Annotated in this window: 22 protein-coding genes; 9 read left to right on the top strand and 13 right to left on the bottom strand. The window is 71.6% G+C overall.

Going from position 1 to position 24517, the window contains the following annotated elements:
* Positions 1–88 precede the first annotated feature (88 nt).
* Complete coding sequence (locus ACWY4P_RS50505; protein WP_456207540.1) at positions 89–634, top strand: DoxX family protein; 546 nt, start codon at positions 89–91, stop codon at positions 632–634.
* 130 nt (positions 635–764) lie between these two features.
* Here the strand turns inward: ACWY4P_RS50505 and ACWY4P_RS50500 are convergent, their stop codons facing one another.
* Complete coding sequence (locus ACWY4P_RS50500) at positions 765–1619, bottom strand: hypothetical protein (protein WP_456207539.1); 855 nt, start codon at positions 1617–1619, stop codon at positions 765–767.
* Positions 1619–2890, bottom strand: coding sequence for a VWA domain-containing protein (locus ACWY4P_RS50495; protein ID WP_456207538.1), 1272 nt, complete (start codon positions 2888–2890; stop codon positions 1619–1621). Before ACWY4P_RS50495 ends, ACWY4P_RS50500 begins: the two co-directional genes overlap by 1 nt.
* Positions 2891–2913: 23 nt before the next feature.
* On the opposite strand from ACWY4P_RS50495, the gene ACWY4P_RS50490 reads away from it, so the two are divergent.
* Positions 2914–4287 (top strand): CdaR family transcriptional regulator, encoded by a 1374-nt coding sequence (locus ACWY4P_RS50490; protein WP_456207537.1) that lies wholly within the window; start codon positions 2914–2916, stop codon positions 4285–4287.
* Here the strand turns inward: ACWY4P_RS50490 and ACWY4P_RS50485 are convergent.
* The 6 genes from ACWY4P_RS50485 to ACWY4P_RS50460 form a co-directional block, all read right to left on the bottom strand.
* Complete coding sequence (locus tag ACWY4P_RS50485) at positions 4278–5024, bottom strand: YoaK family protein (RefSeq protein ID WP_456207536.1); 747 nt, start codon at positions 5022–5024, stop codon at positions 4278–4280. The genes ACWY4P_RS50490 and ACWY4P_RS50485 overlap by 10 nt on opposite strands.
* Entirely contained in the window at positions 5021–6916 is a 1896-nt protein-coding gene (gene dnaK / locus ACWY4P_RS50480) for a molecular chaperone DnaK (RefSeq protein WP_456207535.1), read from the bottom strand. Before dnaK ends, ACWY4P_RS50485 begins: the two co-directional genes overlap by 4 nt.
* Before the next feature lie 86 nt (positions 6917–7002).
* Positions 7003–8961, bottom strand: a complete 1959-nt coding sequence (locus ACWY4P_RS50475; protein ID WP_456207534.1) for a SpoIIE family protein phosphatase — start codon at positions 8959–8961, stop codon at positions 7003–7005.
* A gap of 71 nt (positions 8962–9032) precedes the next feature.
* The gene (locus ACWY4P_RS50470) at positions 9033–9713 is read right to left on the bottom strand and encodes a class I SAM-dependent DNA methyltransferase (protein ID WP_456207533.1); all 681 of its coding nucleotides are present in this window, start codon (positions 9711–9713) and stop codon (positions 9033–9035) included.
* 97 nt (positions 9714–9810) lie between these two features.
* Positions 9811–10446, bottom strand: a complete 636-nt coding sequence (locus ACWY4P_RS50465; RefSeq protein ID WP_456207532.1) for an extensin — start codon at positions 10444–10446, stop codon at positions 9811–9813.
* A 158-nt stretch (positions 10447–10604) separates the two neighbouring features.
* Positions 10605–11327 (bottom strand): FadR/GntR family transcriptional regulator, encoded by a 723-nt coding sequence (locus tag ACWY4P_RS50460; RefSeq protein WP_456213320.1) that lies wholly within the window; start codon positions 11325–11327, stop codon positions 10605–10607.
* Positions 11328–11568: 241 nt separating this feature from the next.
* On the opposite strand from ACWY4P_RS50460, the gene ACWY4P_RS50455 reads away from it, so the two are divergent.
* The 4 genes from ACWY4P_RS50455 (at position 11569) to ACWY4P_RS50440 (ending at position 16024) form a co-directional block, all read left to right on the top strand.
* Entirely contained in the window at positions 11569–12801 is a 1233-nt protein-coding gene (locus ACWY4P_RS50455; RefSeq protein WP_456207531.1) for an aminotransferase class V-fold PLP-dependent enzyme, read from the top strand.
* A 105-nt stretch (positions 12802–12906) separates the two neighbouring features.
* Positions 12907–14211, top strand: coding sequence for an ABC transporter substrate-binding protein (locus ACWY4P_RS50450; protein ID WP_456207530.1), 1305 nt, complete (start codon positions 12907–12909; stop codon positions 14209–14211).
* Positions 14208–15191, top strand: coding sequence for a carbohydrate ABC transporter permease (locus tag ACWY4P_RS50445; RefSeq protein WP_456207529.1), 984 nt, complete (start codon positions 14208–14210; stop codon positions 15189–15191). The genes ACWY4P_RS50450 and ACWY4P_RS50445 overlap by 4 nt, the downstream gene beginning before the upstream one ends.
* Positions 15188–16024, top strand: a complete 837-nt coding sequence (locus ACWY4P_RS50440; RefSeq protein ID WP_456207528.1) for a carbohydrate ABC transporter permease — start codon at positions 15188–15190, stop codon at positions 16022–16024. The genes ACWY4P_RS50445 and ACWY4P_RS50440 overlap by 4 nt, the downstream gene beginning before the upstream one ends.
* A gap of 12 nt (positions 16025–16036) precedes the next feature.
* Here ACWY4P_RS50440 and ACWY4P_RS50435 read toward each other — a convergent pair whose 3' ends face one another.
* Positions 16037–17083, bottom strand: coding sequence for a PHP domain-containing protein (locus ACWY4P_RS50435; RefSeq protein WP_456207527.1), 1047 nt, complete (start codon positions 17081–17083; stop codon positions 16037–16039).
* 210 nt (positions 17084–17293) lie between these two features.
* Between ACWY4P_RS50435 and ACWY4P_RS50430 the strand changes: the two genes are divergently transcribed.
* The gene (locus ACWY4P_RS50430; RefSeq protein WP_456207526.1) at positions 17294–17971 is read left to right on the top strand and encodes a GntR family transcriptional regulator; all 678 of its coding nucleotides are present in this window, start codon (positions 17294–17296) and stop codon (positions 17969–17971) included.
* Positions 17972–18013: 42 nt separating this feature from the next.
* Here ACWY4P_RS50430 and ACWY4P_RS50425 read toward each other — a convergent pair whose 3' ends face one another.
* Positions 18014–19615, bottom strand: coding sequence for an FGGY family carbohydrate kinase (locus ACWY4P_RS50425; RefSeq protein WP_456207525.1), 1602 nt, complete (start codon positions 19613–19615; stop codon positions 18014–18016).
* Positions 19616–19837: 222 nt separating this feature from the next.
* On the opposite strand from ACWY4P_RS50425, the gene ACWY4P_RS50420 reads away from it, so the two are divergent.
* Positions 19838–20644, top strand: coding sequence for a SigB/SigF/SigG family RNA polymerase sigma factor (locus ACWY4P_RS50420; protein ID WP_456207524.1), 807 nt, complete (start codon positions 19838–19840; stop codon positions 20642–20644).
* A gap of 113 nt (positions 20645–20757) precedes the next feature.
* Here the strand turns inward: ACWY4P_RS50420 and ACWY4P_RS50415 are convergent, their stop codons facing one another.
* On the bottom strand, positions 20758–22887 hold the full coding sequence (locus ACWY4P_RS50415; RefSeq protein WP_456207523.1) for a zinc ribbon domain-containing protein: 2130 nt from the start codon (positions 22885–22887) through the stop codon (positions 20758–20760).
* Positions 22880–23068, bottom strand: coding sequence for a hypothetical protein (locus ACWY4P_RS50410; RefSeq protein WP_456207522.1), 189 nt, complete (start codon positions 23066–23068; stop codon positions 22880–22882). The genes ACWY4P_RS50415 and ACWY4P_RS50410 overlap by 8 nt, the downstream gene beginning before the upstream one ends.
* A 260-nt stretch (positions 23069–23328) precedes the next feature.
* Between ACWY4P_RS50410 and ACWY4P_RS50405 the strand changes: the two genes are divergently transcribed.
* Positions 23329–23472: a hypothetical protein gene (locus ACWY4P_RS50405; protein ID WP_456207521.1), complete on the top strand. Its 144-nt coding sequence runs from the start codon at positions 23329–23331 to the stop codon at positions 23470–23472.
* A gap of 9 nt (positions 23473–23481) precedes the next feature.
* Here the strand turns inward: ACWY4P_RS50405 and ACWY4P_RS50400 are convergent, their stop codons facing one another.
* Positions 23482–24489 carry a LacI family DNA-binding transcriptional regulator gene (locus tag ACWY4P_RS50400; RefSeq protein WP_456207520.1) on the bottom strand — a complete coding sequence of 336 codons (1008 nt, stop codon included), beginning with the start codon at positions 24487–24489 and terminating at the stop codon, positions 23482–23484.
* Positions 24490–24517: the final 28 nt, after the last annotated feature.

Below are 24517 nucleotides of genomic sequence, written 5' to 3'. Positions count from 1 at the left end.
CCCATTCGGGGCATATTTGACACAAGGCGTGTTTCCGGATCCGGTTCATGTGTTGTCTGAGTTACGCACCCGACCAGACGAGGGCGCCATGTCTGCCAACCATCACACCCCTCCCCCGAACGACGTGTCCTCACCGCGCTCCTCGCCCCATGTGCTGGTGGCCCACGACGTGGGCCTGCTGGTGATACGTCTGGGGGTCGGGTTGATCGTCGCCGCGCGGGGCGCGCAGCATCTGTTCGGCTGGTGGGGCGGCCTGGGGATCGAGAACACGGGCCGGGCCTTTGAGAAGTTCGGCTATCCCGTGCCCGAGTTCATGGCGGTGGTGGCCGGTATCGCGGAGACGTTCGGCGGCCTGGGACTGGCCGTGGGCCTGCTCACACCGCTCGCGGGTGCCGCCGTGGCCGGCACGATGGCCAACGCGGTCAATGTCGTGTGGCCATTGGGGTTCTTCGGCGGCTTTGAGTTTCCCCTGCTCATCGGGGTGGGGGCGGCGGGGCTCGCGCTGAGCGGACCGGGCCGGATCGCCGTGGACGCCCTGGTCCCCGGGCTGCGGTCCCATCGCGTGATCTACGGGGTGGCCACGCTGCTGATCGCCGCCGTCCTGGCGGCGATCACGATCGGGATCCGCGACTGATCCCCGTGTGTCCACGGCCACGTGCGCCCACGGCGACGCCCGGTCGGCGCGCACCGCCACTCGCCGGGGCGAGGGGCGGTGCATGCCGTTCAGCCGGTGGGCGTTCGGCCGGTGACCGAGTTGGCGCCGTTCACTCGGCGGCCGGTGGGCGGCGGGAGGAGCCGCGGCCGCGGGTGAGCGCGTAGCCGCCCACCCCCGCGAGCGCCCCCAGGGCGCCGCCCACCACGGTCCACACCCAGCGGTCCGACCACCAGCCCGAACCCCAGCCGCCGTTCGGCTCGGCCGCGGTGTGTGACGACGCGTCCTCCCCGGCCGACGGCTCGGCCCCGTCCGGGCTCGGCTCCGCGTCCGGCGCCCGGGTCGCCCCGGCCCGCACGGCCGGGGTCAGCGGGGAGAGCTCGCCACCCTCCGCGTGCTTCCCGCCGGCGTCCCGGGTGGACGCGGTGACCTCGGTGGTGAAGGGCAGCCCGAGGTCCTGTTCCGGCAGGTTCACGACCGTCAAACGGACGTAGTACGACCCCGGCAGCGGATCGTTGGCCCAGGCCTCGGACCAGGGGCGCACCCGGCGCAGCCGGCAGCTGAGGTCCAGGGAGGCGTCCTGCTGGGCCGCGGTCGCGGTCTGGCTGCCCGAGGTGCAGGCCTGGCGGCGGCGCAGCCCGTCGTAGACATCGAGCTGCCAGGTGGTCCTGCCGTGCCGGGCCTGCGCCTCGGGCAGCTTGACGGTGGCCTTGACGGTGGGGACCTGCCCGGCCGCAGCGGGGAACACCCAGTAGAGGTAGTCGCCGGCCGACGCCGCCGCGGTGGCGGTCTGCCCCTGCTCGATCGCCGTGGCGGTCCGGAAGCCGGTGCCCGCCTCGGAGGGTCCGTCGCCGCCGTCCGTGCCCGCGCTCGCGCTCGGGGACGCGTCGGCGGCCGCCGCGGGCGCGGTGGCGAGCAGGGCGGCACAGAGCGCGAACGCGGCGCCCGCGGTACGTAGGGCACGCATCAGTTGGTCCTCCAGACGGTGACGCGCCAACGGGCCAGCCAGCCCCACAGCAGTCCCACGAGCAGCCCGGTGACGGTGAGCACGGCCAGCAGCACCCAGCCGCGGCCGAGGCCGAAGGCGGCCACGTCACCGGGCGGGTCGCCGGCGTCGACGATGTTCACGGCCAGTTCGACGGGCAGTCCGGGGGTGCGCTTGACGGAGGCGGGCGCGGAGAACGACTGGCTCACCTCGAGGCAGATCGTGCGCGGCGTGCTGTCCTCCACCTCGCGCCCCTCTGCCACCGGGTAGCGCAGCCCGGTCGAGATGACGTCGGTGCGGCCGCTGCCCGCCTCGCTGCCGCGCACCAGCTCGCGGCCGCGCTCGGTCACCGCCCGCACCAGCACGCCGTAGTCCGGGTCGACGGCGCGGTCGGCGCCCACGGTCGCCGAGGCCCGCAGCTCCTGGCCGGGGGCGACCTTCACCCGGTACCAGCGGTGCTCGCCGAAGCCCTCACGGTCGTTGTAGAGGCCCGCGCCGAGCACGGGGGCCTGGGCGCACGCCTCGGCGCCCTGTACCGCGGTCGGGGTCTGGACCGGGGTGTCCGCGGAGCGCCGTACCAGCTGCTTGATGCGGGTGGAGAGCTGGTCGGTGTGCTGGACCGCGGTGTAGGTGCCACCGGTGGCCTCGGCGATGCAGCTGAGCTGGTCCCGGACCTTGCGGTCCAGGGTCAGCCCGAGCGTGTCGACGACCAGATGGGTCCCCTCGGCGGCCAGTTCCCGGGCCACGTCGCACGGGTCGGGCTGTCCGCAGGAGTCCTCGCCGTCGGTGATGAGCACGATCCGGCGGGTGGCGTCGCCACCCGCGAGGTCCTTGGACGCGCCGCGCAGGGCGAGGCCGATGGGCGTCCAGCCGGTGGGGCGCAGCGTGGCGACGGCGGTCTTGGCCTCGGTGCGGTCCACCTTGCCGACGGGGTAGAGCTGTTCGCTGTCCAGGCAGCCGGTCTCGCGGTCCTTGCCGGGGTAGGTGGCGCCAAGTGTGCGTATACCGAGCCGCACCTCGTCGGGCACGGCGTCCAGAACCTCGTTGAACGCCTGTTTGGCCGCGGCCATGCGGGACATGCCGTCGACGTCGCGGGCGCGCATCGAACCGCTGACGTCCAGGACCAGTTCGACTTTGGGGGACTCACGGGCCGCTTCGTCGTCGGCGAAGGCCGCGGCGGGGGACAACAGGCCGCAGGCCAGGGCCGCGAGCAGCCCGAAGGCGCCTGTCGCCAGGCGTTTCTTTATGATCACCGCGGCATCTTATGGAGCTTCATATGACCGCTCCAAAGCGGGTGGTGTGCGGCGGGCTGTTCGATGTGCGGCTCACTCGCCGGTGGCCCGAGGCCGGTGGCGGTGGCGGAGCCGCGAGGTCATTGGTCACTCCGTACGAATATGTGGCGAGCCGGGGCCGTGGCGCTGTACGGTGCGTCCAGCCCACCGGCCGGAGGATCCAGTTCGTGCTCAGCCCCTCACTCGCCCAGGAGATCGCCGGGGACACCTCCGCGGTCATCGGTTTGAACGTCCTCATCACCGACAGCGAGGGCATCGTCATCGGCAGCGGTGACAGCAGCCGCGTCGGCACCTTCCACGAGGCCTCCGTGGAGGTGATGCGCACCCAGGTGGCCGCCACGCACACCGCCACGCAGGCGCAGGAGCTGAAGGGGGTGCGCGCCGGGGTGACACTGCCGCTGGTCATGGACGGACACGCGGTGGGCACGGTCGGCATCACGGGTACGCCCGCCCAGGTGCGGCGCTTCGGACTGGTGGTCAAGCGGCAGACGGAAATCCTGTTACGCGAGTCGGCCGTGCTGCGCTCACGGGTGGTCAGGGAGCGGGTGCTGGAGGATCTGCTCGCGGATGTCGCCACGTACGACGCCGAGGTCGTCGAGCCGGACTTCGTCGTCTTCCGCGCCGCCGAGGTGGGCTTCGATCTGCGTCTGCGCCGGATCGCGGTGGCCGTCGAGGTGTCCACGTCCGGCGGGACGAGCGGCGCCCGCCATCGCGCCGGGCCGCCGGTGCCGGACACCTCGCTGGTCCGCTCGGAGCTGCTGCGCACCGTGCGGGAGGTGTTCGCCGATCCGCAGGACGTCGTCGCGGGGGCGGCGCCGGGGTGGATCGGGGTGCTGCACCGGCTGCCGGAACAGGGGTCGGCCAGCCGGGTGATGACGTCCTGTCAACGGCTGGCGGATCTCGTGGGTGTCCAGCACGGGCTGGCGGCCCGGGTCGGGATCGGGGAGCCCGCCACCTCGGTCGGCGGTCTGCACGACTCGTACCAGGACGCGTGCGACGCGCTGCGTCTGGGGGCCCGTGTCGCACCCGAGCTGCCGGTGCACCTCGTCTCCGACCTGCGCGCGCACCAGCTGCTCTCGGCCGCCGGCCATCACACCCGCACCCGGCTGCTGGCGCTCACCGCCGCGGACCTGCGCGAGCAGCCGGACTGGCCGGTGCTCCGGGACACCGTGGTGGCCTGGTGCGAGAACGGCTTCAACTTAGTGCGCGCCTCCTCGGCGCTGCACATCCACCGCAACACCCTCGTCTACCGAATGAACAAGATCGAGCAGATCAGTGGCCGCCCATTACGCGACCACCGCACCACGCTCGCCCTGTACCTGGCCTGTCTGGCCGACCAGCTCGGCACTCAGCCCTGAGTCTCCTCTCCCCCGTCGCCGCCGGCCGAGCCCACGAGGGAGCCCAGCCAGACGGCGGCGACCAGCCCGGTCGGCAGCGCGGGCGCGGCCCGCGGCGCCAGGGTGAGCAGAAACCCTCCCCCGACCGCCCCCGCGACCAGGGCGGCCAGCAGCGCCGCGCTGGACCCGCGCACCCGGCCGGTGATGGCGAGGTCGGCCAGCAGGCCGGTCAGCATGCCGGTGAAGTACGTGGTGGAGATCCCGGACGGCGCGACGGCGCGCACCAACGCGCTCTGCCCTCCCATGGCCAGGGCGGCCAGGGCCAGCAGCCCCTGCCGCCACCCCGCGTCGGGGTGGCCGTCGGCCGCCGCCCACAGCGCCCACAGGACGCCGAGCGCCAGCAGTTCCACGCCGAGCGCGTGGCGGGCCAGCCGCCTCTTGGCGGGCCCGCTGACGATCCGGCCGCTCACCAGCGCGCCCAGGACATAGCCGCTGACCGCGACGGCGGCGTGGCCGGCGAGCGCGGCGTCGCGGGTCCCCGCCGACATGCCGAGCAGCGACAGGTTCGCGGTCATCACGCTGGTGAAGACACCGCCGAGCGCGAGAAAGCTGACCGCGTCCATCGACCCGGTGGCCACGGTCAGCGCCACGGCGGCCGTCAGGGCACCGCCGCCCGGCTCGGCCCGGCCACGCCCACGGGTTAAGCCGCTCGCCGGACCCGCCGGATCGCCGTCCCGGGGTGGCAGGGGGTCGGTCATCCGGTGTCCCCCTTGGGCCTGTCCTCCTTGGACCTGTCTTCCCTGGGCCTGTCCTCGTCGACGATCTCCGCCTCGACGACGTCATCGTCGGCGCCGTGGTCCGGGCCCGCGCCGCCGGCCGACCCGGCGGCGTCGCCCTGGGCCCCGGCCCGGGCGTACATGGCCGTGCCGATCTTCTGCGCGGTCGCGGCGGCCTTGTCGGTGGCCGCGCGGATCCGGCCGGAGTCCTCGCCCTTCAGCGCCTCCTTCAGCTCGGCGATCGCCGCCTCGGTCTCCTGCCGCACGTCCTGCGGCACCTTGTCCGCCTGGTCGCGCAGCAGCTTCTCGGTGTTGTAGACAAGGGACTCGGCGGAGTTGCGGGTCTCGGCCGCCTCGCGCTTGCGGCGGTCCTCGTCCGCGTACTGCTCGGCCTCGCCCATCATGCGGTCGATGTCGTCCTTCGGCAGCGCGGAGCCGCCGGTGACGGTCATCCGCTGTTCCCTACCGGTGCCGAGGTCCTTCGCCGACACATGCATGATCCCGTTGGCGTCGATGTCGAAGGTGACCTCGATCTGCGGCACGCCGCGCGGGGCCGGCGGCAGGCCGGTCAGCTCGAACATGCCGAGCTTCTTGTTGTACGCCGCGATCTCGCGCTCGCCCTGGAACACCTGGATCTGCACGGAGGGCTGGTTGTCCTCGGCCGTGGTGAAGATCTCCGAGCGCTTGGTCGGAATGGTCGTGTTGCGCTCGATCAGCTTGGTCATGATGCCGCCCTTGGTCTCGATGCCGAGGGACAGCGGGGTGACGTCCAGCAGCAGGACGTCCTTGACCTCGCCCCTGAGGACACCGGCCTGGAGCGAGGCGCCGACCGCGACCACCTCGTCCGGGTTGACGCCCCGGTGTGGATCCTTGCCGGTCAACTCCCTGACCAGCCCGGTCACGGCGGGCATCCGCGTCGAGCCGCCGACCAGGATCACATGGTCGATGTCGGACACCTTGATCCCGGCGTCCTTGATCGCCTGATGGAACGGCCCCTTGCAGCGATCCAGCAGATCTTCGGTCAGCTGCTCGAACTGGGCGCGGGTGAGCTTCTCGTCCAGATGCAGCGGGCCCTCGGCGGACGCCGTGATGTAGGGAAGGTTGATGGCGGTCTCGGACGCCGCGGAGAGCTCGATCTTCGCCTTCTCGGCGGTCTCGCGCAGCCGCTGGAGCGCCATCTTGTCCTTGGACAGGTCGACCCCGTAGCCGTTCTTGAACCGGGTGACGAGGTGGTCGACGATCCGCTGGTCCCAGTCGTCGCCGCCGAGGTGGGTGTCGCCGTTGGTGGCCTTGACCTCGACGACCCCCTCGCCGATCTCCAGCAGCGAGACGTCGAAGGTGCCGCCGCCGAGGTCGAAGACCAGGATGGTCTGATCGTTCTCCTTGTCCAGGCCGTAGGCCAGGGCGGCCGCCGTCGGCTCGTTGATGATCCGCAGCACCTTCAGGCCGGCGATCTCGCCCGCCTCCTTGGTGGCGGTGCGCTGGGTGTCGTTGAAGTACGCCGGGACGGTGACCACCGCCTCCGTCACATCCTCGCCGAGGTAGCCCTCCGCGTCACGCTTGAGCTTCTGCAGCACACGCGCGGAGATCTCCTGCGCGGTGTAGCGCCTGCCGTCCACCTCGCCGGTGGCCGGGAAGCGCCACTGCGCCTCCCCCATGTGGCGCTTGACCGACCGTGCGGTGCGGTCCACGTTGGTCACCGCCTGACGCTTGGCCACCTCGCCCACCAGCACCTCGCCGTTCTTGGCGAAGGCCACCACGGAAGGGGTCGTCCGGGCGCCCTCGGTGTTGGTGATGACGGCCGGCTCGCCGCCCTCCAGAACGCACACCACGGAGTTCGTCGTCCCCAGGTCGATCCCGACTGCGCGGGTCATCTCAGCACTCCTCTCCTGCGGGATGGGAGCCCTTCACTGAGTGATCAGATTCATGCTCAATGCTACAAAACAACATCTTTGTGGTTTTACGAGTCAGCTCGGTCGGTGCTGTCGGTGCCGTCGGTGTTCTCGGTGCTCTCGGGGATGCGCTGCTCGAACCAGACCACCTTGCCCGTGCTCAGCCTCGTCGCCCCCCAGCGCTCGGCGAAGTGGTTGACCAGGAACAGGCCGCGGCCGCCCTCGTCGCCGAGCCGGGCGTGGCGCATCCGGGGCAGCTGCGGCGAGTCGTCGCCCACCTCGCAGCGGAGCACGTCCGTACGGAGCAGCCGCAGCGACAGCGGTCGGGTGGCGTAGCGCACCGCGTTGGTCACCACCTCGCCGACCATGAGCTCGGTGGACTCGATCAGGGGGTCGAGCTGCCAGCGGTGCAGTGTTCTGCGGGCCAGCCGACGGGCCCGACCCGCGGTCCGCGGCTGGGGGTCCAGGAACCAATAGGCGACGTTGCGCCAGGGGATGCCGTCGAAGCGGGCGGCGAGCAGCGCCACATCGTCGTCCTGGTTTCCCGGGTCGAGGGGGCCCAGGACCAGGTCGCACAGGTCCTCGGGCGACATGGGGGCGCGGGCGTGGGCCACGGCGCGGCGCAGCCGGACACACAGCGACTCCACCCCGGTCCACACATCGGTCTCGCGGGACTCGACCAGGCCGTCGGTGTACAGCAGCAGGCTCGCTCCGGCGGGCGCGTGCGTCTCGACGCACTCGAAGACCACGCCACCGACGCCGATCGGCGCCCCGGGCGGGATCCGCAGCGCCTCCCCGCGGCCGTCCGGGCGCAGCAGCAGCGGGGGCGGGTGGCCGGCGTTGGCCAGCTGCAACCGGTGCGCGATGGGGTCGTAGATGGCGTAGAGGCAGGTGGCGATGTGCTGGCTGCCCAGGCGCTGGGCCTGTTCGTCGAGGTGGCGCAGGATCTCCTCAGGCGGCAGGTCGAGCCCGGCGAGGGTCTGCACGGTGGTGCGCAGCTGGCCCATGATCGCGGCAGAGGTCATCGAGTGGCCCATGACGTCGCCGATGACCAGCGCGACGCGGTTGCCGGGCAGCGGGATGGCGTCGTACCAGTCGCCGCCGACCCGGGCGGTCTCCGAGGCGGGCAGATAGCGGCTGGCCAGGCGGATGCCGGCGGCCTCGGGCAGCGAGGAGGGGAGCATGGCGCGCTGTAGCACGTCCGCGACCGACGCCTCGCGTCCGTATCGCACCGCCTTGTCGATGCCGAGGGCGGTGTGCGTGGCGAGCTGGGAGGCGACCAGCAGGTCGTCGGGGGTGAAGGCGGGGCGGCCCGGCTCGCGCAGCAGCGTGACGGTGCCGATGACGTGGTGGCGGCCGCGCAGCGGGGCGACGATCAACCGCCGGGCCGGCGGGAGGGGCCCGTGGCCGCGCGCGGCGCCCCGTAGCAGCCGGCCCACCGCCGGCGCGATCCCCGGCGCGTCGCCGAACACCGGCCGCCCGGCCAGCAGCAGTTCGGCGAACCGGCCGGTGACGGTCACCGGCGCGGGGTCGGGCCCGGGACCGGGCTCGGCGTCCGGCTCGGGAGCCGTCCCGGGGTCCTGCGGGCCGGCCGGGTCCGGGGGCGCGGCGGGCGCGCCCGGAGCCCGGGGTCTGTGGCCGGTGGTGTGCGGCCGCAGCGCCACGGGCCCGGCGGGCTTCCCGTCCCCGGCCGGCAGGGGGTCGCACAGGTGGATCAACGCCGCGTCGGCGAAGGCGGGGGCGGCGACCCGGCACAGTTCGCACAGGGTCTCGTCCGGGTCCATGCCGCGGGCGATCCGGCGGGTCGCCTCGTCGAGGTAGCGCAGCCGCTCGGTCTGCGCCCCGGCGCCGTACGCCGCCTCGCCCCGGGCGTCCCGGGCGCCCCGGGCGGGTGTCGCGGGGCCGCGGGTGGCCGGCCACCCACGGTCCGTGGACGCGGCGCGCCCCATCCGGCCGGGGGGAGCGGTCGGCCGCTCGGCCCCGGCGGCGGGCCGCTCCGGGCCTTCACAGGGGATGCGGTGAGCCATGGCGCTGTCGGTTCGGTCGGGGTCGTCGGTGGCGTCGGTATGGGTTGCGGCGGCCGCGGAAGGCGCCGCCCTCAGTCGGACCTCCTGCAGGTGAGGAAGATCTGCTCCTCCGGCGGCACGTCCGAGGTCGCCGGGGCGTAGGTGTACGAGGTCTCATGGGTGATCTCGAAGCCGGCTGCCTGGACGACCGCGCGCAGGTCCTCCCGGAGATAGCCGGAGACCCGGATGGTGCTGCGGAGGAACGGGATCGAGAAGTCGTCCACGTCGGCCTCCACCATCGACAGGGCGAACAGGCCGCCCGGCACGAGGATGTGGCGTACGGTCCGCAGGGCGAGCGGGATCTCGGCGCGTGGCAGCATCAGCAGGGAGAAGAAGGCCGTGACCGCGTCGAAGCGGCCGAGGTTCCGGGGGCCGCCCGGCCGCAGATCGGCGATGTCCAGCCGGTGGAACGTGGCGTCGGGGACGTAGCGCCGCGCGAGCTCCACCATCCCGTGCGAGAGGTCGACGCCGACCACCTCGAATCCGGCGCCCACCAGCTGCCGGGCGGTCGGCAGGCCGGTGCCGCAGCCGAGGTCGAGCACCCGGGAGCCGGCCGGCAGGGCGTCGGTCAGCCACCGTCCGGCGGCGAGCTGCCCCTCCTTGTACGGGAAGGCCTCGTCGTAGCGGTCGCCGATGGCATCGAACGCCTCGGCCTGACCCGTGCGGTCGAGCCGTATGTTCTCGTAACCCGTCCGGCTGATCCTGTCGTGCACGCGGACATCCCTCACAGACCCGGTTACCCCATATTTTCACATTGGTCCGGATCCGCACCATACCCGCGCGGCCTCAAGGACCCCCCGTGAGTGACGCTCAGCCGCCGAGGAGGCCGCCGAGTACGCCGTCGACCGTGTCGCCGACGCCGTCGATCACACCGCCCACCAACCCGCGGTCCTTGCCCTTCCCGGTGTCCTTCCCGGTGTCGGTGTCCTGCTGACCGCCGGACTGCTGCCCGCCGGACTCGTCCCCGGGCGACGCAGGGTCGGTGGTGGGGTCCTGGCTGGGCGAGGACGGCTTCGCGGTGTCCGGCTCGGAGGCCGAGGGCGCCGTGGAACCGGGGTCGCTCGTGGGCGCGGTCGTGGGGGCGCCGGTCGCCGGGGTGTGCGACGGCTCGCGGGTCCGCGAGGTGTCGTCCCGGGAGGTGCCGCCGTCGCCGTCCCGTACGAGCTCCGGCTCGGCGGAGGCGGTGGGGGCCAGACCCCCGCCGGTGGGCCGGTCCGCGCCGGTGGACCGGTCCGCGCCGCTCGGCCGGTCGGAGCCGGTGGGGTCGGTCTCGGGCGTCCCCGCCTGCTGGGAGTTGACATCGGAGCGGGCCTGAACGGTCTTGTCGCTGCCGAGCGACGAGTGGAGAGCGAGGGCGATGGTGCCCGCCACCCCCAGCGCGGCGGCAGCCTTGATCGTGGTGGCACGTGCCTGCTGTGCAGGGGTGGGGCGGCTGTGTCGGCCCATCTCGCTCAAGTCTCCCGTATGACATGTCCTCGCTACGGCGCACCAGTAAAGCCTGATCACTCGACCGAATGGCGTTTCCGATACGGAGTTGTTACGCGACGGGGTGATTCGTCCCCCGATGCCTGGTCAGCGGCGTGGCGGGGGCGGCAAGCGCCCGGCTACGCGTCCGAACCGGCGGCGTCCGCCCGCTCGGCTCCATCGGGCCGGCCGGGCAGAAACGCGTGCAGCCACTTCTCGGTGTGGGCGACATGCGCCGCGGCCGCGTTCCCGGCGGCCGCCGGGTCGCGCCGGGCGAGCGCGGCCGCGATCGCCCGGTGGTCCTCGTCGCTGGAGCGCTTGATGCCGGGCCCCTCGGGCAGCGTGAACACCTGATAGGCCCGGGAGCGCGCGCGGAACACCCCCAGCAGCGAGCCGAGGGTGGGGTTGCCGCCCACGCGGGCGATCTCGGCGTGGAAGCGGTGGTCGAGCTCGGAGACCTCGGTCGGGTCCTCGGTGGCCTCCATGGCCTCGATGTACTCAAAAAGCGTGGCCAGCGTCTCGGGCGTCATCCGCGCGGCCGCCTGCGCCGCGGCGTGGGACTCCAGGACGCGCCGGATCTCGAACATCTCCAGCAGCCCCTCGAGCGGCAGCAGGTCGACGGTCAGCGAGAGACTGCCGACGATGTCCTCCGGGCGCAGCTGGGAGACATAGGTGCCCGAGCCGTGGCGCGGCTCGATGACGCCCAGGGCCGCCAGCATGCGCACCGCCTCGCGGAGGGAACCCCGGGAGACCCCCAGCTCATCGCACAGCTCGTTCTCGGGCGGAATGCGCTGCCCGGCGACCAGTCGGCCCGTGGCGATCATGTGCCGTAGGCCATGAAAGGCCTTGTCGACTGCGGACATCATTCCCCTTCCCCGTGGCTCGGCGACGGCGCCGTGCCTCAGGTTCCCACTCTATCGAGTCATCAGATCTCTCCCCCGATACCGTGGCAAGTCATTGGATGACTTGTCGGCGACGTTCATCTATTGCCTTCATCCTTGCTGCTGTGCCAGGATCCCGGGCCAAGTCACCGGCCAAGTCATCAGACCTGTCGTCAAGGAATGTCTGATGTCTCGGCCCGATTCCTGGGAGATGTCCAGTCACGTGAGCGAGACCGACGTCAGCACTGCGCCGCGCCCCCTGCTCCTCGCCGACGGCCGCCCCGCCGCGGAGGCTTGGTCCCTGCACCCCGGGGAGCGCCATCTCAACCACGGGTCCTTCGGGGCGGTTCCGGTGATGGCGCAGCGCGAGCAGCAGCGGCTGCGCGAGGAGATGGACCGGTCCCCCGTGCTGTGGTTCGCGACGCTTCCGGGCCGGGTCGCGGCCGCCCGGACCGCCGTGGCCGGGTTTCTGCGCGTCGCGCCCGAGGACCTGGCGATGGTGCCGAACGCGAGCGGCGGGGCGAGCGTCGTATACGCGAATGTGCCGCTGCGGTCCGGCGCCGAGATCCTGGTCACCGACCACGGGTACGGGGCGGTGACCATGGGGGCCGAGCGCCTGGCCCGGCGCCGGGGCGCCACGGTCCGTACCGCGCATGTGCCGCTCGACGCCGATGAGGAGCAGACCTACGCGGCCTTGGTGGCCGAGCTGAACGAGGCCACCGGGCTGATCGTGCTGGACCACATCACCTCGGCGACCGCCCGTCGGATGCCGGTGGAGCGGATCGCCGCGGCGGCCAGGGAGCGGGGCATTCCGCTGCTGGTGGACGGGGCGCATGTGCCCGGCCTGCTCGCCGACCCGCTGGCGGGGCTCGACTGTGACTTCTGGATCGGCAATCTGCACAAGTTCGGCTGCGCGCCGCGCGGCACCGCGGCCCTGGTCGCCCGGGGCCCGCTGCGCGAGGAGCTCTATCCCCTGATCGACTCCTGGGGCGCCGCCGACCCCTTCCCCGACCGGTTCGACACCCAGGGAACGGTGGACGCCACCAGCTATCTGGCGGCGCCGGCCGCCGTGGACTTCATCGAGGCCACCTGGGGCTGGGAGCGGGCCCGTACCTATATGAGCGAGCTGGCCGACTACGCGGAGCGCGTCGTCGGCGAGGCCTTCGCCGAGGTCATGGGCGAGAGCGCGGCCGTGGACGTCGGCATGCCGGTGGGCGCCATGCGCCTGGTGCGGCTTCCGGCGGGGCTCGGCACCACCCGCCTCGAGGCCGACGCGCTGCGCGACCGGGTGGCCCGCGAGCTGGCTGTGGAAACGGCCTTCACCAGCTTCGGCGGCGTCGGTTACTTCCGTCTGTCGACGTATGTGTACAACACCGCGGCCGACTTCGAGTACTTCGCCGAGCGCTGTGTCCCACAGCTCGCCGAATGGGCCCGTACGCCAGGCGCCGCCTCGTAGATACGCGCGACACACCTTGGTGATCACCACGGCGCCCGTGGCGCACATCGACACCCACGGAACTCCCGCAGAACCCCACGGAACTCCCACGGAATGAGGACAGGGATGAGAAGAAGGAAGGCAGTCATCGCCCTCGGCTTGGCCGCCACCACGGTCATGACGGCCATGACGGGCTGTACCGCCGGGGTGAGCGACGGTTCCGTCCACCTCAAGATGGTGGAGAACCTGACCAACCCCAGCCGCACCGCGGTCCTGAAGAAGCTCATCGCGGACTTCGAGAAGAAGAATCCGAAGATCAAGGTCGATCTCATCTCGCCGCCGACCAGCCAGGCCACCCAGAAGGTCCAGCAGATGCTGCAGTCCGGCACGGGCATCGACGCGCTCGAGGTGCCGGACAACACCGCCGGGCCGTGGGCGACCAACGGCTGGCTCTACGACATGAGCAAGGATCTGAAGGGCTGGAGCGGCTGGAAGGACCTCACCGACAACGCCGCCAAGTACTCCAAGGACGCCAAGGGCCGGACGTACTACATCCCCTACGGCTTCTACGGGTTGAGCCTGTTCTACCGCTCCGACCTGGTCAAGGAGGCGGGCTTCAAGAAGCCCCCGGCCAGCTGGGACGAGCTGCTGAACCAGGCGGGCGCGATCCAGAACCCCTCCAAGCGCCAGTACGGCTATGCGTTCCGGGGCGGGGCCAACGGCAACAGCAACGTGGTGGCCGTCATCGAGGCCTACGTCGCGGACAAGATCGACCGCGAGAACGGCTTCAAGCTCACCAACGGCAAGACGATCTTCTCCGCGCCCGAGGCGCTCGACGCCCTGAACACGTACTTCAAGCTGTTCAAGAAGGCGTCGCCGCCGTCATCCGTCGCCTGGGGCTACCCGGAGATGGTGGAAGGTTTCTCCAACGGCTCCACGGCCTTCCTGCTGCAGGACCCCGAGGTCATCGCCACGGTCCGCCAGTCGAAGTCGATCAAGGAGAGCCAGTGGACCACGGCTCCCCTGCTGGCCGGTCCCAGCGGCAAGGCGGTCCAGCCGGTGGCGACCGCCGGCTGGGGCATAGCCGCCAGCAGCAAGCACAAGGCGGAGGCGGTGAAGCTGGTCAAGTTCCTCTCGCAGGGCGACGCCTCGACCACCTTCACCAAGGAAAACAGCCTGGTGCCCATCCTCAAGGGCGCGGGCGAGAACGCGTTCTACAAGACCGGGCCCTGGGCGAGCTATGTGACGATGACCGAGAATCCGGACAAATACCTCACCGTCGTCCAGCCGCGTAACTCCTCCTGGTGGACCGAGTGGGTCCAGAAGTCCGACGCCGAGGTGCAGAAGGTGCTGCTGGGCAAGATGACGCCCGAGCAGCTGCTGGCCAGCTGGGACGCGTACTGGACGAAGAAGTGGAAGAGCCAGACGTGAGCCTGTCCACTTCCCAGCAGGCGGGGCGCCCCACCAAGCAGCGGGGCGCCCGGCCCGGGCCCGCCAAGACGGCGGCTCCGCGCTCGCGCAAACCGGTGTTCAGCGTCCGCCGGAGCCTGGGCATCGCCGGGTTCATGGCTCCGGCCGTCCTGTTCGTCGCGGTCTTCATCTACTACCCGATGGTCTCGGGCAGTCAGATGGCGTTCCGCAACTGGAACCTCAATGACCTCACCGACATCTCATGGGTGGGGCTCAAGAACTTCCGGACGATCTTCGACGACCCGGTGTTCTACACCGTGCTCGACAACACCCTGATCTGGGTGGTCGCCTCGATCGTCCCCCAGCTGGTGATCGGCTTCGCGATCGCCCTGTGGCTGCGTCGTCGCTTCCGCTTCCGGGGGCTCTACCAGGCGTTGATCTTCTTCCCCTGGGCCATTTCCGGATTTCTCATCGGCATTCTGTTCCGCTGGATGTTCAACAGCGAATTCGGCGTCGTCAACGATCTGCTGTCGAAGGTCGGGCTGATCGACGAGCCGATCCCCTGGCTGGCGGAGCCGAAGACGGCGATGGCCTCCATCATCATCGCCAATGTCTGGTACGGCGTCACCTTCTTCGCCATCATGATCCTGGCGGCCCTGCAGTCGATCCCCGACGAGCTGTACGAGGCCGCCGAACTCGACGGCGCGGGCAAGGTCCGTACGCTGTTCCAGATCACGATCCCGTACATTCGCGCCACGCTGGCACTGACCGTGCTGCTCCGGATCATCTGGATCTTCAACTCCCCGGACATCATCTTCGGGATGACCGGCGGCGGACCGTCCAACGAGACCCACATCGTGACCACCTGGATGATCTCAATCACCCAGCAGGGGGACTACGGAAAGGCTTCGGCGCTCGGTCTGATCGTCGTCGCGCTGCTCCTGGTGTTCTCCGTCTTCTACCTCATGGCCACCCGCGAGAAGAAGGGAGCGAGGTCTTGATACGCAAGGAGTCCGTCGCGGGACGCGTGACCCGGATCGCCTTTCTGACGGTCTGGCTGGTCATCACGGTCTTCCCGCTGTACTGGATCACCATCACCTCGCTCAAGGCCCCCGGCGACATCTTCACCTTCCCGCTCGCCTACTGGCCCAAGGAATTCTCCCTCGAGAACTACAGCGGGCTGTTCAGCAAAGCCCAGTTCGGTGACTACCTCACCAACAGCCTGCTCGTCGCGACGGTCGCGGGCACGGTGGCGACGGCGATTTCCGTGCTCTCGGCCTACGTGCTGGCCAGGTTCGAATTCCGGAGCAAGACGGCGCTGCTGATGGCCGCCCTGGTCACTCAGATGATTCCGTCCTTTATCGCGCTCGGGCCGCTGTACATGATGATGACCCAGCTGAAACTGGTCGACAACCGGCTCGGGCTCATCCTCGTGTATATCGCGGTGTGCATCCCGTTCAGCACCGTGATGCTCCGCGGGTTCTTCGAGAACATCCCGGACGCGCTGGAGGAAGCGGCCATGATCGACGGATGTTCGCGCTTCGGGGCGCTCTTCCGGGTGCTGCTGCCGGTGATGAAGCCGGGCATCGTGGCCGCGTTCATCTTCAACTTCGTGAACTGCTGGAACGAGCTCTTCCTGTCGGTCACCCTCATGAACAGCGACGCGAACAAGACCATCCCCACGGCGCTGAACGGCTTCATCTCCAGCTTCAACATCGACTGGGGTTCGATGTCCGCGGCGGCCGTGCTCACCATCGTGCCGACCATGGTGCTGTTCGCCTTCGCCAGCCGCCATATCGTCCAGGGGCTGACCTCGGGCGCGGTGAAGGGGTAGGGGCGACCCGCTTCAGCGGCGGGGAGCCCGGCGGGTACGGGTCCAGGTCAGCAGCTGGCGGGCCGTCCAGGTGTTGACGACCCGCTCCTGGGGGACGCCGCACTCCTCCGCCCGGGCGCATCCGCTGATCTGCCAGTCGAGCTGGCCCGGGGCGTGCGCGTCGGTGTCGATCGAGAAGAAGACGCCCGCCCGGACGGCCTGGCGCAGCAGCCGGCGCGGCGGGTCAAGACGCTCCGGGCGGCAGTTGATCTCCACGGCGGTGCCCGCGGCGGCGCAGGCGCCGAACACCTCGTCGGCGTCGAACCGCGACTCCGGGCGGCGCTCGCCGAGCAGCCGCCCGGTGCAGTGCCCCAACACGTCGACCAGCGGGTTGCTGACCGCCGCGACCATCCGGCGGGTCATGGGGCGGGGGTCCATGCGCAGCTTGGAGTGGACCGAGGCCACCACCACGTCCAGCCGGTCGAGCAGCTCCGGCTCCTGGTCCAGGGAGCCGTCGAGGTGGATGTCGACCTCGATGCCGGTGAGCAGCCGGAACGGCGCGATCCGCCCGTTCAGCTCCGCGATCACCTCCAGCTGTTCGCGCAGCCGGTCCGCGGACAGTCCGCGGGCCACGGTCAGCCGGGGCGAGTGGTCCGTGAGCGCGGCCCAGTCGTGGCCGAGGCGGGCCGCGGTGCGGGCCATCAGCTCGATCGGCGAGCCCCCGTCCGACCAGTCCGAATGCAGATGGCAGTCACCGCGCAGGGCGGCGCGCAGCGCGGCTCCGGGCCGCTCGTCCGGGCGGGCGGCCCCGGCCGGCCCTCCGCCCCGGTACTCCTCCTCCAGCTTCGTCAGATAGCCGGGAGCCGTTCCGGCCAGTGCCTCCCGGACCACCTGGGAGGTCGTGGGGCCGAGCCCCTTCAGCGACTGGAGCGTGCCCGTGGCCGCCCGCCGCGCCACCTCCTCGGCGGGCAGCCGGGACAGCACCTCGGCGGCCGTGCGGAAGGCGCGCACGCGGTACGTCGGGGCCTGGGCGCGCTCCAGGAGGAACGCGATCCGGTCCAGCGCCTCCACGGGTTCCATGGCGTGCCCTGCCTTTCCGCCGCGCCTGCCCTCTGAATGGCCCCGGCCCTCTCATGGCCCTTGCGCCCTCTCATGGCTCCCGGGTCTCTCTCCAGGGTCGCGTGTTCCCCCTTCCGGCGCCCGTGGCGAGGGCGCGGCCACCGGTCCGCGATAATGATCGTCCGTCAACCGTTGACCGGACAGGCTGGGAGCGAGCGAGAGGTGCCCGAGGTGGACAACCTTGCGATCAAGCGGGAGGACTCTCTGGGCGAGCGCGTCGCCCACGAGCTGCGGGTCCAGGTCATCAGCGGCCGGCTGCGGCCCGGTACCCACCTGGTCGAGGGCCAGCTCGCCGAGCGCTTCGACGTCAGCCGCGGCCCGGTGCGGGACGCGCTGCGCCGGCTCGAGGCGGAAGGTCTGGTCGCCTCCCAGCGGCGCGGGGTGTATGTCACCGGCCTGGGCGCCGAGGACGTCGAGGAGCTCTACACCCTGCGCGATTCCCTGGAGAGCCTGGCCCTGACCCTGGCCATGGACAAGGCGCGGGACGCCGACTGGGCCCGCTCCCAGGCCTGTGTGGAGCGCATGCGGCAGGCCGCCGACCGGTCCGACCCCCGGCTGTTCGCCGAGGCGGACCTGGAGTTCCACTCGCGGTTCTACGAGTTGTCCGGGCACCGGCGGCTGATCGCGGTGTGGGAGCAGTACCGGCCCACGTTCGCGGTCGTCCTCGACATCACCAACGCCCAGGACGTCGATCTGCACTCCCCCGCCGAGAACCACGCCACGCTGCTGGACGCCGCCCGCCGGGGCGACCGCGAGCTGGCCCTCACCACCCTGCGCTCGCATCTGATCGGCGCCCGCGACCGGCTGCGCTCCGCCCTGGGCGACGGCAAGGCCCAGGCGGAGGGCTGAGATACGCGGAGCCGGCCGCGGAAGGCCACCACCTCCCGCGGTTCACCCGACCGTCACCTCACCGGCCAGGGCGTGGCTGATGCGGCGGGTCGCGTCGTAGAGCTCCCGGTACAGGGGGTACCGGCCGTCGTAGACCGCGCGCCAGGCCTCGTCCGGTTCGACGGTCGCGATGATCGGGTTCCAGCCGTCGGTGTCGGCGCCGAGGGCCCGGGCCGCGAGAGCCGCGTCGCCGAGGGAGGCGCCGACGGTCTCGGCGGGGATCTCCTGCGGCAGGGCGATGGCGGCGGAGACGATGGCCGTCCACAGACTGCGGGCGCCGCCGCCCACCGCGACCAGGCGGTCGATGCGGGCCCCGGCGTCGGCGAACGCCTCGATGTTGTGGCGCACTCCGAAGGCGGTGGCTTCGAGCGCCGCCCGGTACAGCTCCGCGCGCCCGTGGCCCAGCGTCAGACCGATGACCGTGCCGCGCGCCCGGGGGTCGAACAGCGGGGTGCGCTCCCCGGCGAAGTACGGCAGCATCAGCAGGCCCCGCGCGCCGGGCGGCACCCGCTCGGCCTCGGCCAGCAGCGTGGCGAAGTCCGAGCCGGTGAGCTCGCGCAGCCAGTCGGTGAGGCTGCCGGAGGTGGCCATGCCCGCCGCGAGGCAGTAGCTGCCCGGGTGCACTCCGGTGGTGCCCCACAGCGCGGGGTGGCGCATCGGCCGATCGCCCATGACGGTGAGGAACATGGTCGAGCCGTACATCACCATGGTGTCGCCGGGGGCCAGCGCGTCCACGCTCGCGGCCTCCGCCCAGGCGTCGATGGTGCCCGCGGTGACCGGCACTCCCTCGGGCAGCCCGGTGGCTGCCGCGGCGGCCGTGTGCACGGTGCCCACCACCTCGCCGGGCCAGGCCAGGGCCGGGAGTTCGAGGCCGGGGGCGACTCGCTGGGCCCAGGTGTCGCTCCAGCGCCGGGCGTCGAGGTCATAGAGCGGATCGCACTGGCTGGCCGAGTGGTGGTCCAGCACATACTCCCCCGTAAGCCGGTGCACCAGCAGGCTGGAGGCCATGAAGAACCGGCGGGTCGCCCGCCATACGTCCGGTTCATGGCGGGCGAGCCAGCGAAGCTTCGGGCCGACCGCCTGGCTGGTGAGCGGGGAGCCGCCGCGCGCCAGGATCTCCTCCGCGCAGAGTTCGGCGGTCAGCTCCGCGATCTCGGTGGTGGCGCGGGTGTCGATCCCGTACAGGATCGCGGGGCGCAGCGGGCGGCCGGCCGCGTCGGCGGGCAGCAGACACGGGCCGATCCCGGAGACGCCGACCGCGGCAACCGCCCGCGGGTCCACGCCGTCGGCGCCGAGGAGTTCCCGGACGATGCCGGTGAAGTCGGCCCACCACACGGTCTCGGCGTCGTGTTCGAACCAGCCGGGGCGGGGGGTGGCGGTGCGGTGCGGGCGCGTGGCACGGGCGAGCACCCGGCCGTCGGGGCGGACCGCCACCCCCTTGGAGGATCCGGTGCCGATGTCGACACCGAGGAACACCGGCTCGCTGCCGCCCGCCCCGGCGTCCGGCCGGGCGAAGGCGTGTGGCCATGCGCGTGTGGAAGGCCGCATCATGCGCTCGTCGGTCTCCTCGTCGTAGGTGTCGAAGGTGCCCGGCATCAGCTGCATACGGTAGTCGCCGCTCTTCCGGGAGGGCCGGACGAGCCGCCCGGAGACGGTTTACCGCCCGGCACCCCGGGCAGGCGGATACTCGTGCTTCGGACCGGAGGCACGCCCCGCGGGAGCAGTCTGTCTGCTCGGGGTGCGGCCCCGGTTCGGTTCCGGACTCCTCCTGCGGCGCAGCGTCCACGGTCCCGCAAAGCGTCAGCCGATCCGCAGGAGGTGTGTCTCATGACGACCGCAGTGCAGCCCAAGGCCCGCCCGATGGCCCACCCGCACGACGACGCCCCCGACACCTCTGCCGAGTTCGAGAGGATCGCCGAACTCCCCGACGGGCCGGAGAAGGAGGCCCTGCGACAGCGGGTGGTGGAGGCCTGGATGCCGATGGCCGAGCGGCTGGCCGGGCAGTACCGCAACCGCGGCGAGGCGCTGGAGGATCTGCGGCAGGTCGCCGCCCTGGGCCTGGTGAAGGCCGTCAACCGCTACGATCCGGGGCGCGGCTTCGCCTTCGAGAGCTTCGCGGTGCCCACCGTCGTCGGCGAGATCAAGCGCCACTTCCGCGACCACCTCTGGGGGCTGCATGTCCCCCGCAGGGTCCAGGAGTTGCGCAACCGGGTGCGGGCCGCCCATCGCGAGCTGTCCCACTCCCTGGACGACCGCGCCCCCGACGTCGGGGAGATAGCCGCTCGCACCGGCCTCTGCGAGGAGGACGTACGCACCGGCCTGGCGGCCCTGGACAGCTTCACCCCGCTCTCGCTGGACGCCCCGCTGTCCGGCTCCGACGACGGCTACGCGCTGATGGACACCCTCGGCGAGGGGGAGCCCGCCTATGACCGGGTGGTCGACATGGAGGCCGTGCGGCCGGGGCTGGTCCGGCTCCCCGAGCGGGAGCGGCGGATCCTCTACATGCGCTTCTTCTGCGATATGACCCAAAGCCGCATCGCCGAGCAGTTGGGCATCTCCCAGATGCATGTCTCCCGTCTGATCAGCCGCACCTGCTCGGACCTGTGCGAGCAGGCCATGGCCGAGGCGGGCTGAACGACCGCCCGGGCGCGGCGGGAATACATCCCATCTCTGACCTCGCATCAGTCGCGAGGGGTCGGCCGATCCACAGCAAAGCGTCTCGGAAGCTCTGTGTGTGCCTGTGGGTTTCAGGCTTTTCGGGCGCGGCGTGGTCGTGCGTCGTCACGGTGGGGTCCGAACCTCGGGGTGAGGGGGTGGACTTCGGTGGCGTGCGCGTGGTGGAAGCCGGTCCGCTCGGCGGCGTGGGTGTGCCGTCGACAGGTTTCGCGGGAGAGCCGCCCTGGCCGGGCCGGAGGATGCTCCGGGCGGGGTGGGGCGGGTACTCCATGACCTGGCCCGCGCCCCGGGAAGAGGGTGGGGGTCTGGGCGTCATGCCCCGCCGGACGCTTGACCGCCTCGGTGGAGGTGGTGGCGGGGACCGTACGCACATCGGGCATACGGCGGGAAGTCTGTGACCGGCGGGCCGGGGACGGGCGGGCCGGTGTAGGGCGTGTCTTGCCGGGGGTGGTCTTCGGTCCGGGCGGCCGGGTGGGGAGGGTGGTCGTGCGGCGGGCGCGGCGCAGGTGGCGGGTGGTCTTCTTCGGGCGGCGCACGGCGGTGACGGTGCCGTCGATCGTGGTGCGGATGGTGCGGGTGCCGGTGGCGCGCTCGGTTGTGGTGTGGGTCTGGCCGAGGAGGCCGCGGGAGACGATGCGGCGGGCGGCTGTGTGGTCGCGGTCCAGGGACAGGCCGCACCTGGTGCAGTGGGCCCAGCTCCAGCCGCGCTCGCCCAGCCGGTCGGGGGCGGGATGGTGGCCGAGTGCCCCGAGGCATTGGGGGCACAGGGCGGAGGTGCCCCGGGCCGGGACGGTGACCACCGCGATGCCCGCCTTGATGGCCAGGTGTCGTATCGCGTCGGTGACGGTGCCCCGCACCTGCCCGGACAGCCGGGCATTACCCCGTCTGCGGCCGCGGGCTTCGAGGGTGGTCAGGTCTTCGAGGTAGATCACGGACGCGCCCAAGGCGCGGGCCTGGTTGACGGCCCAGCGGGCGGCCGACCACGCGAGTGCGTGGTTGAGGTGGCGGATGCGGGCGCAGATCCGGGCATGCTCGCGCTCCAGCACCGCCGCCTTGTCCAGCAGGACTCCCCAGGTGCGGTGTGGGGCGCCGAGGGAGGCCGCGAGCGCGAGGTAGTGGTCGCGTTTGGCGGCCAGGTGTTCGCGGTGGCCGCGCAGCCGGTGCAGTTTCGCGCTGATCGCGGTGGCGTCGAAGATCAGGGGACGGCCGTCGGTGACCACCCGGGCCGTGGCGCGTTGGCCGGTCAGGCGGCCCACCGCTCCGGTCAGCAGGGTGTTCACACCCCAGTCGAAACCGACCCCGACGGTGTGCCCGCTCGCCTGGGTGGCGGGGTGGGGGCGGGAGTGGGGCAGGTCGACCGCGACCCGGCCGCCGGGGGTGGGGCGCAGGGTCGGGGCGTGCAGGAGCGCGTCCGGTTCGACGGTGGCGGGCAGGCGCAGGTCGATGACGTGCCAGGCCCAGTCCCGCCGGGACCGGGGGGCGGCACACAGCGGGAGCTTGACCCGCAGCCGGGCCCAGACCGCGTCCAGGCGTTCCAGGGTGGTCTGCTGGCGGTCCATCGCCGCCAGCAGCACCTGACAGGCCACCGCCGGCGGCCCCTCCAGCTCACACAGCCCCGACGGCAACCGCCCCCCATGCGCCCGGGCGAACTCACGGATCTGCCGGGTCCGGTTCCGGACCTCCGCCCCACCCACCCCAGCAGGCAACACCGCACGCAACGCCGCCCACTCCACCCCGCTGCGCCGGGACGGATCAGCGGGCCACGTCGCCAGGAGCGCCCCCACAACGGCCCGGCGGTGCAGGGCCAGCCGCAGCGTACGGGCCGCCTGCTCCTCACCCGCCCGCCGCACCCGATCCGACACATACACCTCCGCACCCCCGCCCACCCCGGCACACTCACCACAAGCGGCAGAGGCAAAGGCAGAGGCCGGGGCGGGGTCGGGGGTGTTCCAGCCCAGGCGGCGCAGCGCCATCCAGCCCTTGGACGGCAGCACCTCGCCCCGCCGGTCCACCCCGGCAGCCAGCACATCCAGCGACGTCTCATCCCACCGGGCCGCGACCAGCCCAGCCGTCAGATCCCGGCACAGAACACCAAGGAAACCCACCCGTTCATACAGCACCCGCTGCCCGACCCGCTGCCCGCCGTCCTCCAGGACCGCACCGAAAGCCGTACACGTCGCCGTCGCCATCAACCTAGCCACGGCCTTCTCCCGCCCACACGGCTTCGGCTTCGGCTTCGGCTTCGGCTTCGGTGGCAGGGAAGCGCCCTGGACCTCCGCTGCCGGTGCCGGTGCTGGAGGCCAGATCGCCGATCCTCAGCCGCAGTGCCCCCGGGTGCACACCCGCCCTGCGCGCGGCCACCGCCAGCCGAAGAAGCTCCATGACCACAGACCCTACGACCACATCATCACCGGACAGCCAAAACCAACGCGAACCCCACACAATCGCATGGCAGTTCGCCAAATTACCTACATACCCACGCCAGCCTTGCTATCCACCGTCAACAAGGATCCATAAGCGAAGCGCCCAACAGATGAAGACCCTGAACAACTACGGCAAGGCCGACCAGGAGATCCACTCCCCGATCTATGACACGTACCTGCGGCTGAACGTCGTCCACGACACGACCGCCCGCAGTGTGCGTGTTCGTCAACCGGGAGTTCCGCGTCACCTCCAAGGACCACGGGCCGGGCACGCACTACTTCAAGTGCGGCCTCTACGGCCGGGACGGGATGTCCGCGCGCTCCGACAGCTACATCAAGAACATCCACGTCTACCGCAAGTAGTCCAACCGGTCACGCGGCCGGGCCCGGGCCGGTGCTCTCCCGGACGACGAGGGTGGTGGGCAGCTCGAGGTTGACCACCTCCGGCTGCTCACCGCGCGCGAGCCGCACCACCATACGGGCCGCCAGCGCCGCCATCTCGGCGAGCGGCTGGCGGACCGTGGTGAGCTCCGGGGTGATCCACTGAGTGAAGGGCAGATCGTCGAAGCCGACCACGCTCACCTCGTCGGGCACCGAAAGGCCCCGGTCACGCAGCGCCCGGTAGACCCCTAGGGCCTGTACGTCGTTGCCGGCGAAGACCGCGGTGGGCGGGTCCTCCAGGTCCAGCAGGGCGTGCATCTCGGTCACCGCGGGGCCGCGGGCGTACGTGCCGTGCCGGATGAGTTCCGGGTCCTCGGGCAGCCCCGCGTCCGCCAGCGCGGCGCGGTAGCCGTGTAGCCGGGTCCGGGTGGTGAGGCGGCCCGCCGGTCCGGCGATGGCCGCGATCCGCCGGTGGCCGAGCTCGGTCAGATGGCGGGTCGCGGCGTAGGCGCCGGGCCAGTTGGTGGAGCCGACGGACGGGGACGCGGGGCTGGTGTCGGTGGCGGGCTGCACGATCACGAAGGGGATGCCCTTGTCGCGCAGTTCGTCCTCCTGGGCGGGCGACAGCTCGGACAGGGCCAGGATCGCGCCGAGCGAACCACGGGCCTGGACGGCCTCGGCCCAGCTGTCCGCCAGGGCGCGGCTCTTGTGGACGGCGGCGACGACCAGGCCCAGCCGCTCGCTCTCCAGCGCCTCCTCCGCGCCGCGGATCAGCTCGGTGGCCCAAGGGTTGTCGAGTTCGTTGATGACGAACTCGACCTGCCCGCCGCTCTGGGCGGCTCGACCCGGCTCCGGATATCCGTGCTGCTGAAGCAGACGGCGCACCCTCCCCCGCGTCTCCACCGATACATCCGACCTTCCATGGAGAACCTTGGAGACCGTGGGGATGGAGACCCCGGCCTCCGCCGCGATCTCCGCCAGCGTGCTCCGCCTTGCCATTCGACCCTTCTCCCTTGGCTTCCGGCGC

It is taken from the genome of Streptomyces sp. LZ34, assembly GCF_053890475.1.
Note: the sequence above shows the minus strand (reverse complement) of the source record. Positions and strands in the feature narration are given on the sequence as shown.